This is a genomic window from Arsenicicoccus bolidensis DSM 15745, from assembly GCF_000426385.1.
In the GTDB taxonomy this organism is placed as follows: Bacteria; Actinomycetota; Actinomycetes; order Actinomycetales; family Dermatophilaceae; genus Arsenicicoccus; species Arsenicicoccus bolidensis.
The window spans coordinates 1-11,801 of sequence record NZ_AUFG01000021.1 but is presented as its reverse complement, the minus strand read 5'-3'; the positions used below and the strand labels follow the sequence as shown (position 1 = coordinate 11,801).

Genomic DNA, 11,801 nt, shown 5'->3' with positions numbered 1-11,801 from the left:
GGCTCCGCGATCGGGAGGCCCGGTGGTGCCGGCGACCCAGGTGGTGCCCGGGTCGCCGGCGTGCAGGTCTTACCAGCGGTAGTGCGCGAAGGCCTTGTTGGACTCGGCCATCTTGTGGGTGTCCTCGCGACGCTTGACAGCGGCGCCGAGGCCGTTGCTGGCGTCGAGGATCTCGTTCATCAGACGCTCGGTCATGGTCTTCTCGCGACGCTGGCGCGAGTAGCCCACGAGCCAGCGCAGGGCCAGCGTGGTGGAACGGCCGGGCTTGACCTCGACCGGGACCTGGTAGGTCGCGCCACCGACACGGCGGCTCTTGACCTCGAGGGCCGGCTTGACGTTGTCCAGGGCGCGCTTGAGGATCAGCACGGGGTCCGAGCCGGTCTTGTCGCGGCAGCCCTCGAGGGCGCCGTAGACGATGTTCTCGGCGATGGACTTCTTGCCGTCCAGCAGGATCTTGTTGACCAGCTGGGTCACGAGCGGCGAGCCGTAGACCGGGTCGACGACGAGGGGGCGCTTCGGAGCGGGGCCCTTACGAGGCATTACTTCTTCTCCTTCTTGGCGCCGTAGCGGCTGCGAGCCTGCTTGCGGTTCTTGACACCCTGGGTGTCGAGCGAGCCGCGGATGATCTTGTAGCGGACGCCGGGAAGGTCCTTCACACGGCCACCACGCACGAGCACGATCGAGTGCTCCTGCAGGTTGTGACCGACACCCGGGATGTAGGCCGTGACCTCGATGCCCGAGGTCAGCTTCACGCGAGCGACCTTGCGCAGCGCGGAGTTCGGCTTCTTGGGGGTGGTGGTGTACACGCGGGTGCAGACGCCGCGGCGCTGCGGGCTGCCCTTGAGGGCAGGGGTCTTGCTCTTGTCGACCTTGTCCTGCCGCCCCTTGCGGACGAGCTGGTTGATGGTTGGCACGTAGTCTCCGTACGTATCTGATGGTCAGCCCCACCGGTCTCCCGGCCGGACTCCTTGTCATGCCGCTCGCCGTGACCCGAGGTCGGGCGTGTCGAGCGGTGCCCCTCCCCGCACTCCCCCGACCAGAGGTCGTGGGCGCCAGGCAGAGGGTGTGTGGTCATCCCCCGAGCCGCCCCGGGGGCCATCAGCCCCCGTGGCCCGCTCGGTGGAGAGGGCACGCAGTGTCCGTGTCAAGCACGACACAGTGGACAAGATTACCGCGATATCACGGAGCGCTCCAAATCACCGACCGGCGCTCCCCGCCCGACCCCCGCTCACGCCTCGCTCGCCCCCGAGATCGTGAGTGTTTCGCCCAGGATCCTTGGACGAAACACTCACGATCGCTGGGGGCACGACGAGGTGGGGGCACGACGAGGTGGGGCACGACGAGGGTGGCGACGAGGTGGAGGGGTCATCAGCAGCCGGCGAGCGAGTGCCGTATGGCGGAGCGCCCATGGCGGACGTGGTGCAGGTGAGCGGCGCCGGGCCCGCAGGACGACGGCCGCCAGGACGGCCACCAGCAGGATTAGACCCCCGAGGAGGAGCAGCTCGGGCAGGCTCACGGCCATCGGTGACGAGCCGCTGCTGCTCGTGCACTGCTCTCGCCGTCCACGAACATGCACTGCTGGCTCGCCGTCGTCTGGAAGACCGCGAAGCCGCTCGCCGCGATGACGGCCATGCCTGCGAGCATGAGCACCCCGGCCTCGACCACCCACGCCCCCAGGGTGGACGCGCCCGCGCGGAGGCGATAGGACCGAGCCGCCCACCAGGTCAGACCCGCCACCGCCAGCGACAGCAGGATCGGCACGACGAGCCTCCGGCCCCCGCGTAGGCTGCTCCGCCGGCTGCGACGACGAACGGGGCCAGGACGAGGACGAAGGCGTACGGCGCGAACATGACGGCCAGCAGGAGGATCACCACCGTGAGCCAGCCCGGGATGCCGTCGCCGGGGCGTGTGGCGTTTCCGTCGAGGCAGGCGGGCCCCTCGCCAGACTGCGCGGCGTAGACCCCGGGCGGCCCGAAGGCATCCACCGGCCCCTCCCCCGTGTCGGTGACGCGCGACTCCACCTCGGCGACGACCTGCTCACGCTCCTGCGGAGCCACCCCCGCGCCCGCCCTGGAGGAGGACATGGCCGTAGGCCTCGCCCTCGCGCGGGGCGGGGACGGGGTGGACAGGGCGGGGTGGGGACGCAGCGGCGCGGGCCGGCTCCCAGAGGGAACCGGCCCGCGCCGTGGACGTCAGCGACGATCAGTGGGTGTCGAAGCCCAGCGTGATGTCGTCGAGACGGATCGCCTCGCCCGACCCCGGCCCGAAGGCCGTGTAGTCGAACTGGTCGTAGCCCGGCATGGAGTACATCGCTGCCTTGGCCTCCTCGGTGGGGTTGACCTTGACGTTGCGGTACCGCGGCAGGCCCGTCCCGGCGGGGATGAGCTTGCCGAGGATGACGTTCTCCTTGAGGCCCAGCAGCGGGTCGCTCTTGGCGTGCATCGCGGCCTCGGTGAGGACGCGCGTCGTCTCCTGGAAGGACGCCGCCGAGAGCCAGGACTCCGTGGCCAGCGAGGCCTTGGTGATGCCCATGAGCTCGGGACGACCGGAGGCGGGCTTGCCGCCCTCGGACACGACGCGACGGTTCTCGGACTCGAACCGGCCACGCTCGGCGAGCTCGCCCGGCAGCAGGTCGGCGTCGCCGGCCTCGATGATCGTCACGCGGCGCAGCATCTGCCGCACGATGACCTCGATGTGCTTGTCGTGGATCGACACACCCTGCTGGCGGTAGACCGCCTGGACCTGGTCCACGAGGTGCATCTGCACCGCGCGGGGCCCGAGGATGCGCAGCACCTGCTTGGGGTCGATGGCGCCCTGGACGAGCTGGGTGCCGACGGCCACGTGGTCGCCGTCGCCGACGAGCAGGCGCGAGCGCTTGCTGACCGGGTAGGCGTGCTCGTCGGTGCCGTCGTCGGGCACGAGCACCACGCGACGGGCCTTGTCGGTGTCCTCGATCTGCACGCGGCCGGTGGCCTCGGCGATCGGGGCGACACCGCGCGGGGTGCGAGCCTCGAAGAGCTCGACCACACGGGGCAGACCCTGGGTGATGTCGTCACCGGCCACACCACCGGTGTGGAAGGTACGCATCGTCAGCTGCGTGCCGGGCTCACCGATCGACTGGGCCGCGATGATGCCGACGGCCTCGCCGATGTCGACGAGCTTGCCCGTGGCCAGCGAACGGCCGTAGCACTTGGCGCAGGTGCCGACGCGGGACTCGCAGGTGAGGACCGAGCGGACCCGGACCTCCTCCACGCCGGCCGCGACGAGCGCGTCGATGACCACGTCACCGAGGTCGATGCCGGCCTCGGCCAGCGTCTCGCCCTCGTGGACGACGTCCTCGGCCAGGGTGCGGGCGTAGACGCTGGACTCGACGTCCTCGTGCTCGCGCAGCGAGCCGTCGGCGCCACGGACGGCGATCGGCATCATCAGCCCGCGGTCGGTGCCGCAGTCGTCCTCACGGATGATGACGTCCTGCGACACGTCGACCAGACGACGGGTGAGGTAGCCCGAGTCGGCGGTACGCAGAGCGGTGTCGGCCAGACCCTTGCGGGCACCGTGGGTGGAGATGAAGAACTCCAGCACGGACAGACCCTCGCGGAAGTTCGACTTGATCGGCCGCGGGATGATCTCGCCCTTGGGGTTGGCCATCAGGCCACGCATGCCGGCGATCTGGCGGAGCTGGAACCAGTTGCCACGAGCACCCGAGTTGACCATGCGGAAGATCGGGTTGTCCCGCGGGAAGTTGGCCTCCATCTCCTTGGAGACCTCGTTGGTCGCCTGCTGCCAGATCTCGATGAGCTCCTGGCGGCGCTCGTCGTCGGTCGTCAGACCGCGCTCGAACTGGACCTGGACCTTGGCGGCCTTGGCCTCGTAGCCCTCGAGGATCGCCTCCTTGTTGGAGGGGGTGACCACGTCGGAGATGGCGACCGTGGTGCCCGAGCGCGTGGCCCAGTGGAAGCCGGTCTCCTTGAGCGCGTCCAGCGAGTTGGCGACGAGCACCTTGGGGTAGCGCTCCGCGAGGTCGTTGACGATCGCGGACAGGCGCTTCTTGTCGACCGGCTCGTTGACGAAGGGGTAGTCCACGGGCAGCGTCAGGTTGAAGATCGCGCGACCCAGGGTCGTGTCGAGGACGAAGTCCCCGCGACCCTCGGCGCCGAGCTCCACGCCCTCCGGCAGCTCCTGGCCCATCGGCGGGACGGTGTCCTGCAGCCGGACCTTGATGGGCGAGCCCAGCTCGATCTCGCCGGCGTCGAAGGCCATGCGGGCCTCGTCCGCCGTGCGGAAGGCACGACCGGCACCCTTGCCGTTCTCGACCTCGGAGGTGAGGTGGAACAGCCCGATGATCATGTCCTGGGTGGGCATGGTCACGGGACGGCCGTCGGCCGGCTTCAGGATGTTGTTGGAGGACAGCATCAGGATGCGGGCCTCGGCCTGGGCCTCGGCCGACAGCGGCACGTGCACGGCCATCTGGTCACCGTCGAAGTCGGCGTTGAACGCGCCGCAGACGAGCGGGTGCAGCTGGATGGCCTTGCCCTCGACGAGCTGCGGCTCGAAGGCCTGGATGCCGAGGCGGTGCAGCGTGGGCGCACGGTTGAGCAGCACGGGGTGCTCGGTGATGACCTCTTCGAGGACGTCCCACACGACCGGGCGGGCGCGCTCGACCATGCGCTTGGCCGACTTGATGTTCTGCGCGTGGTCGAGGTCGACCAGACGCTTCATCACGAACGGCTTGAACAGCTCGAGCGCCATCTGCTTGGGCAGACCGCACTGGTGCAGCTTGAGCTGCGGGCCGACGACGATGACCGAACGGCCGGAGTAGTCGACGCGCTTGCCGAGGAGGTTCTGACGGAAGCGGCCCTGCTTGCCCTTGAGCATGTCGGACAGCGACTTCAGCGGACGGTTGCCAGGACCCGTGACCGGGCGACCACGGCGACCGTTGTCGAACAGCGCGTCCACGGCCTCCTGGAGCATGCGCTTCTCGTTGTTGACGATGATCTCGGGCGCACCGAGGTCGAGGAGGCGCTTCAGGCGGTTGTTGCGGTTGATGACGCGGCGGTAGAGGTCGTTGAGGTCCGACGTCGCGAAGCGGCCACCGTCGAGCTGCACCATCGGGCGCAGGTCCGGCGGGATGACCGGGACGCAGTCCAGCACCATGCCCGTGGGGCTGTTGCTGGTCGTCTGGAAGGCCGTGACGACCTTGAGGCGCTTGAGGGCGCGGGTCTTCTTCTGCCCCTTGCCGGTGGCGATGATCTCGCGCAGCAACTCGGACTCGGCGTCCAGGTCGAAGGTCTCCAGGCGCTTCTGGATCGCCGCGGCGCCCATGCCACCCTCGAAGTACAGACCGAAGCGGTCACGCATCTCGCGGTAGAGCATCTCGTCGCCCTCGAGGTCCTGGACCTTGAGGTTCTTGAAGCGGTCCCAGACCTGCTCGAGGCGCTCGATCTGCACGTCCGCACGCTTGCGGATGGCGTTCATCTCGCGCTCGGCGGAGTCCTTGAGCTTGCGCTTGACGTCGGACTTGGCACCCTCGGCCTCCAGGGCCGCGAGGTCGGTCTCGAGCTTCTTGGCGCGGGTCTCCACGTCGGCGTCACGACGGTTGACGTGCTCCTTCTTCTCGACCTCGATCTGCGCCTCGAGCGACGGCAGGTCGCGGTGACGCGACTCCTCGTCGACGGAGGTGATCATGTAGGCCGCGAAGTAGATGACCTTCTCGAGGTCCTTCGGAGCCAGGTCGAGCAGGTAGCCCAGGCGGCTCGGCACGCCCTTGAAGTACCAGATGTGGGTGACCGGGGCGGCGAGCTCGATGTGGCCCATCCGCTCGCGGCGCACCTTGGCGCGGGTCACCTCGACGCCGCAGCGCTCGCAGATGATGCCCTTGAAGCGCACGCGCTTGTACTTGCCGCAGTAGCACTCCCAGTCACGGGTGGGGCCGAAGATCTTCTCGCAGAAGAGCCCGTCCTTCTCCGGCTTCAGGGTGCGGTAGTTGATGGTCTCGGGCTTCTTGACCTCGCCGTGGGACCACTGGCGGATGGAGTCCGCCGTGGCGAGGCCGATACGCAGCTCGTCAAAGAAGTTGACGTCGAGCACGTGTGTCCTTCTCTCGTCTTGCGACTGATTCAAAGTCTGTGGGTCTGAACGGTGTTCGTGGCCGACCCCGGGTCGGGGCGGCGATCGATGTCGTGCGGGTCTCGGCCGTATGGCGGGCGCGGCTGCTCGGCCGTGCGGCTGGGCAGCCGCGCCTCGTCATACGTCACGAAACCGTCAGACCTCCTCGACGCTGCTCGGCTCGCGCCGGCTCAGGTCGATGCCGAGCTCCTCCGCCGCGCGGAAGACCTCCTCGTCGGCGTCGCGCATCTCGATGGTGTTGCCGTCGCTGGACAGGACCTCGACGTTGAGACACAGGGACTGCATCTCCTTGAGGAGGACCTTGAACGACTCCGGGATGCCCGAGTCGGGGATGTTCTCGCCCTTGACGATCGCCTCGTAGACCTTGACGCGGCCGGGGACGTCGTCGGACTTGATGGTGAGCAGCTCCTGCAGCGTGTAGGCGGCGCCGTAGGCCTCCAGGGCCCACACCTCCATCTCGCCGAAGCGCTGGCCACCGAACTGGGCCTTACCACCGAGCGGCTGCTGGGTGATCATCGAGTACGGGCCGGTCGAGCGGGCGTGGATCTTGTCGTCGACCAGGTGGTGGAGCTTGAGGATGTACATGTAGCCCACCGAGACCGGCTCGGGGAACGGCTCGCCGGAGCGGCCGTCGAACATGCGGGACTTGCCGGACTCGCCGACCAGGCGCTGCCCGTCGCGGGTCACGTTGGTCGACTCGAGCAGACCCTTGATCTCCTCCTCCTTGGCGCCGTCGAACACCGGCGTGGCCACGCGGGACCCGGCGGGGGCCTCGTGGGCGTCGGCCGGGATGCGGACGGCCCACTCGGCGCCCTCGGGGACGTTCCAGCCGCGGCTGGCCGCCCACCCGAGGTGGATCTCCAGGATCTGACCGACGTTCATGCGGCCCGGCACACCCAGGGGGTTGAGCACGACGTCGACCGGCGTGCCGTCCTCCAGGAAGGGCATGTCCTCGATCGGCAAGATCTTGGAGATGACGCCCTTGTTGCCGTGACGACCGGCGAGCTTGTCGCCGTCGGTGATCTTGCGCTTGTTGGCGACGTAGACGCGCACCAGCTGGTTGACGCCCGGGGGAAGCTCGTCGCCCTCCTCGCGGTCGAAGACCTTGACGCCGATGACCGTGCCGGTCTCGCCGTGCGGGACCTTCAGCGACGTGTCGCGGACCTCGCGGGCCTTCTCGCCGAAGATCGCGCGCAGCAGCCGCTCCTCCGGGGTCAGCTCGGTCTCACCCTTGGGCGTGACCTTGCCGACCAGCAGGTCGCCGTCGCGGACCTCGGCACCGATGCGGATGATCCCGCGCTCGTCCAGGTCCGCCAGGACCTCCTCGGAGACGTTGGGGATGTCCCGCGTGATCTCCTCGGCGCCCAGCTTGGTGTCGCGGGCGTCGACCTCGTGCTCCTCGATGTGGATCGAGGACAGGGTGTCGTCCTGCACCAGGCGCTGGGAGAGGATGATCGCGTCCTCATAGTTGTGGCCCTCCCACGGCATGAACGCCACGAGGAGGTTCTTGCCCAGGGCCATCTCGCCGCCGTCGGTCGCGGGACCGTCGGCGATCACCGAGCCGACCTCGAGCCGGTCGCCGGCGCTGACGATGACGCGCTGGTTGTAGCAGTTGCCCTGGTTGGACCGGGAGAACTTCATGATCCGGTAGGTCTGGTAGGACCCGTCGTCGTTGGCGACGCTGACCAGGTCGGCCGAGACCTCCTGGACCACGCCGGGCTTGGTCGCCAGGACCACGTCGCCGGAGTCGAGCGCCGTGCGGTGCTCCATGCCGGTCCCGACCAGTGGGGACTCCGAGCGCACCAGCGGCACGGCCTGACGCATCATGTTGGAGCCCATGAGCGCGCGGTTGGCGTCGTCGTGCTCCAGGAACGGGATCAGCGCCGTGGCGGCCGACACCATCTGGCGCGGGGACACGTCCATGTAGTCGACGTCCGCGGCCGGCACGAAGTCGACCTCGCCGCCCTTGGTGCGGACCAGGACGCGCTCCTCGGAGAAGCGACCGTCCGCCTCCATCGGGGCGTTGGCCTGCGCGATGACGAGCTCGTCCTCCTCGTCGGCCGACAGGTAGTGCACCTCGTCGGACACGACGCCCTCGTTGACCTTGCGGTAGGGGGACTCCACGAAGCCGAACGGGTTGATCCGCCCGTAGGACGCCAGCGAGCCGATCAGACCGATGTTGGGACCCTCAGGGGTCTCGATCGGGCACATGCGGCCGTAGTGCGACGGGTGGACGTCACGAACCTCCATGCCGGCACGGTCACGGGACAGACCACCCGGGCCCAGCGCGGACAGACGACGCTTGTGCGTCAGGCCGGACAGGGGGTTGTTCTGGTCCATGAACTGCGACAGCTGCGAGGTGCCGAAGAACTCCTTGATCGAGGCCACCACGGGGCGGATGTTGATCAGGGTCTGCGGGGTGATCGCTTCGACGTCCTGCGTGGTCATGCGCTCGCGGACGACGCGCTCCATGCGGGACAGGCCGGTGCGGACCTGGTTCTGGATGAGCTCGCCGACGTTGCGCAGACGGCGGTTGCCGAAGTGGTCGATGTCGTCGACCTCGACGCGCACGTCCACGGCCTCGCCACCACGCGAGCCCGGCAGGGTCGCGTCACCGTTGTGCAGGGCCACGAGGTACTTGATCGTCGCGACGACGTCATCGATGCGCAGGACGGACTCGTCCAGACCCGCCTCGATGCCGAGCTTCTTGTCGATCTTGTAGCGACCGACCTTGGCCAGGTCGTAGCGCTTGGGGTTGAAGTAAAGGTTGTCCAAGAGAGCCTGGGCGGCCTCCTTGGTCGGCGGCTCGCCCGGGCGCAGCTTGCGGTAGATGTCCAGCAGCGCGTCGTCCTGGCCGGCCGTGTGGTCCTTCTCCAGGGTCTGGCGCATCGACTCGTACTCGCCGAACTCCTCGAGGATCTGCGCCTCGGTCCAGCCCAGCGCCTTGAGCAGCACCGTGACCGACTGCTTGCGCTTGCGGTCGACGCGCACGCCCACCATGTCGCGCTTGTCGATCTCGAACTCCAGCCACGCGCCACGGCTCGGGATGACCTTGGCGGAGTAGATGTCCTTGTCGGAGGTCTTGTCCGGGGTCCGCTCGAAGTAGACGCCCGGGGAACGCACCAGCTGGGACACCACGACACGCTCGGTGCCGTTGATGATGAACGTGCCGCGCTCGGTCATGAGCGGGAAGTCACCCATGAACACCGTCTGGGACTTGATCTCACCGGTGTTGGTGTTCATGAACTCCGCCGTCACGAACAACGGGGCGGAGTAGGTCATGTCCCGCTCCTTGCACTCCTCGATCGAGTGCTTCTCCTCCTCGAACCGGTGGTTGCGGAACGAGAGGGACATGGAGCCGGAGAAGTCCTCGATCGGAGAGATCTCCTCGAAGATCTCCTCCAGACCGGAACGGTTGGGGACGTCGTTGCGACCGGCGTCCTTCGCGGCGGCCACACGGGCCTGCCAGCGCTCGTTGCCGAGCAGCCAGTCGAAGCTCTCCGTCTGGAGCGCCAGGAGGTCCGGGACCTCCAGCGGCTCCTTGATCTTTGCGAAGGACAGACGACCGGAAGCCGTCTGAGCAGTGGACACAGTCTGGGTCGCGGGTCGCGAGGCAGCCAAGGATGGTCCTTCCACGGGCCTGGAGCTATGGAGTCGAAGCGAGCACGTGCCGCACGTCCACCAGGACGCGGGGCTATGAGGCAGCGCAAAGCGACAGCATAGTACAAGACGCCACCCTGCGTCCAGCCCGACTCCCCCGGGCCCAGGACCACGGACCTCACCGCCGGGGACACGGGCCTCACCGCCGGGGAGGCGGATGCCCCATCACTATGGGCGTGGCCTGGGACGGCGTCAAGGGCAACGCCCCGCGACGCGCCGATCGTTACCCCGATCGCCGCAGGCTGGCACACCCCGTGGGGATGGCGGACCGCCCGCGTGCGTGGCCGCCGTGAGCAGCGGCAGCACCGCCACCGCGCGCGCACCACGACGAGGCGGGTCGCATCCCGGGGGATGCGACCCGCCTCGTGAGGTGGATCAGTGGCCGGACGTCATCCGGCCCGAGATCACTTGAGCTCGACGGAAGCGCCGGCGCCCTCGAGGGCAGCCTTGGCCTTCTCCGCGGTCTCCTTGTTGACACCCTCGACGACCGGCTTCGGGGCGCCGTCGACCAGGTCCTTGGCCTCCTTGAGACCGAGGGACGTGAGCGCGCGCACCTCCTTGATGACCTGGATCTTCTTGTCACCGGCGGCGGTGAGGATGACGTCGAACTCGTCCTTCTCCTCCGCAGCGGCGGCGTCGCCGGCACCGCCGGCGGGGGCGCCGGCGGCCGCGACGGCAACCGGGGCGGCAGCGGTGACACCGAAGGTGTCCTCGAACTGCTTGACGAACTCGGAGAGCTCGATCAGGGTCATCTCCTTGAAGGCCTCAAGGAGCTCGTCGTTGCTGAGCTTAGCCATGGTGGCTTCCTTCCTGTCTGTGCCGTGAGTGGCGCGTGCTGGGTACGAGCGGATCCGAACGGATCAGCTCTCGTCGCCACCCGCGGCGACGTCGTCGGTAGCCTCGGCCGTGGCCTCGGCGGTGTCGTCGGCAGCCGGAGCAGCCTCGACGGGGCCCTCCGCCTCGACCTTTGCGCGCAGGGCGTCGACCACGCGGGCCGTCTGCGACAGAGGAGCGGCGAAGAGGTAAACAGCCTTGCTGAGCGAGGCGTTCATGGCGCCCGCCAGCTTGGAGAGGAGCACCTCGCGGGACTCGAGGTCCGCGAGCTTGGTAATGTCCTCGGGGCTCAACGGCTTGCCGTCGAGCACACCGGCCTTGATCACAAGGGCCGGGTTGGCCTTGGCGAAGTCACGCAGGCCCTTGGCCGTCTCCACCGCGTCACCGGTGATGAAGACGATGGCGCTCGGACCACTCAGGTGCCCGTCGAAGGCCGTGATACCGGCCTCCTCGGCGGCACGCTGGGTCAGCGTGTTCTTGACCACGGCGTAGGTTGCGTGCTCACGGATCGAGCCGCGCAGCTCCGAGAGCTGCTTCACGGTCAGACCGCGGTACTCCGTCAGCACGGCCGCACCCGAGTTGCGGAACTTGTCCGCGATCTCGGCGATGGCAGCGTGCTTCTCAGCGGTTGCCATGTGGCCTCCTTCCGTAGCGTGAAGCCGGTGGCCACATGAAAAAGAGCCCCGGCGCAGGCGCACGGAGCTCGAGGTCTCGCCAGGGGCGAGCACGATCGTCGTAGCCTGCGCTGGACGCCCCGTCACGGGACCTTCGTGCCGCTATCGGACCCGAGCAGGACTCGGGGTGATCACGGCAGACCGGCGGTCATTGGTCTCGCCAAGCGTACGGGGCGCCCGGCCCACCACCAAATCGGCTGGTCAGCGCGCTGCGCTGGCGCTGGCGCTGGCGCTGGCGCTGGCGCTGGCGCTGGCGCTGCCGCTGGCGCTGGCGCTGGCGCTGGCGCTGGCGCTGGGCGAGGATGTCGCCGCCGTGCGCTGGGAACCCGGCGCCGGAGCCACGTCGTCGGCAGCCGGCGCCTCGATCGACACCGGCGCGCCCCAGCGGGAGTACTCCGTGCGGTCCACGAGGTCGGACTTCTTGGTGGGGATGGTCGCCGTCACCGACGTGGGCGCACCGGACGCGTCGAGCACCACCACGAGCTTGACCGGCTTGGTGACGGCACC

Annotated in this window: 8 protein-coding genes and 1 pseudogene; all 9 read right to left on the bottom strand. The window is 68.6% G+C overall.

All coding sequences use genetic code 11. From position 1 onward, the window contains the following. Positions 1–69: 69 nt before the first annotated feature. Positions 70–540 carry a 30S ribosomal protein S7 gene (rpsG, locus tag K313_RS0112010; RefSeq protein WP_019286361.1) on the bottom strand — a complete coding sequence of 157 codons (471 nt, stop codon included), beginning with the start codon at positions 538–540 and terminating at the stop codon, positions 70–72. Next, positions 540–914 (bottom strand): 30S ribosomal protein S12, encoded by a 375-nt coding sequence (rpsL, locus tag K313_RS0112005; RefSeq protein ID WP_019286362.1) that lies wholly within the window; start codon positions 912–914, stop codon positions 540–542. The genes rpsG and rpsL overlap by 1 nt, the downstream gene beginning before the upstream one ends. Positions 915–1,512: 598 nt before the next feature. Then, positions 1,513–1,761: a hypothetical protein gene (locus tag K313_RS0112000; protein ID WP_029211821.1), complete on the bottom strand. Its 249-nt coding sequence runs from the start codon at positions 1,759–1,761 to the stop codon at positions 1,513–1,515. Continuing rightward, positions 1,725–2,084 (bottom strand): hypothetical protein, encoded by a 360-nt coding sequence (locus tag K313_RS0111995; RefSeq protein WP_156911376.1) that lies wholly within the window; start codon positions 2,082–2,084, stop codon positions 1,725–1,727. The genes K313_RS0112000 and K313_RS0111995 overlap by 37 nt, the downstream gene beginning before the upstream one ends. 118 nt (positions 2,085–2,202) lie before the next feature. After that, positions 2,203–6,087 carry a DNA-directed RNA polymerase subunit beta' gene (locus tag K313_RS0111990; RefSeq protein WP_029211819.1) on the bottom strand — a complete coding sequence of 1,295 codons (3,885 nt, stop codon included), beginning with the start codon at positions 6,085–6,087 and terminating at the stop codon, positions 2,203–2,205. A gap of 174 nt (positions 6,088–6,261) precedes the next feature. After that, positions 6,262–9,747, bottom strand: coding sequence for a DNA-directed RNA polymerase subunit beta (gene rpoB / locus K313_RS0111985; RefSeq protein WP_019286364.1), 3,486 nt, complete (start codon positions 9,745–9,747; stop codon positions 6,262–6,264). Between the two features lie 443 nt (positions 9,748–10,190). Continuing rightward, entirely contained in the window at positions 10,191–10,583 is a 393-nt protein-coding gene (rplL, locus tag K313_RS0111980; RefSeq protein ID WP_019286365.1) for a 50S ribosomal protein L7/L12, read from the bottom strand. A 63-nt stretch (positions 10,584–10,646) separates the two neighbouring features. Then, complete coding sequence (gene rplJ, locus K313_RS0111975) at positions 10,647–11,255, bottom strand: 50S ribosomal protein L10 (protein ID WP_019286366.1); 609 nt, start codon at positions 11,253–11,255, stop codon at positions 10,647–10,649. A gap of 240 nt (positions 11,256–11,495) precedes the next feature. Next, positions 11,496–11,801 (bottom strand): annotated as a pseudogene (locus K313_RS23955) (hypothetical protein); the annotation flags it as partial.

Bases quoted from the DNA above. Each gene is read 5' to 3' on its own strand.
- rplL (WP_019286365.1), bottom strand. From the start codon at position 10,583: ATGGCTAAGCTCAGCAACGACGAGCTCCTTGAGGCCTTCAAGGAGATG.
- rpsG (WP_019286361.1), bottom strand. From the start codon at position 540: ATGCCTCGTAAGGGCCCCGCTCCGAAGCGCCCCCTCGTCGTCGACCCG.
- rplJ (WP_019286366.1), bottom strand. From the start codon at position 11,255: ATGGCAACCGCTGAGAAGCACGCTGCCATCGCCGAGATCGCGGACAAG.
- K313_RS0111995 (WP_156911376.1), bottom strand. From the start codon at position 2,084: ATGTCCTCCTCCAGGGCGGGCGCGGGGGTGGCTCCGCAGGAGCGTGAG.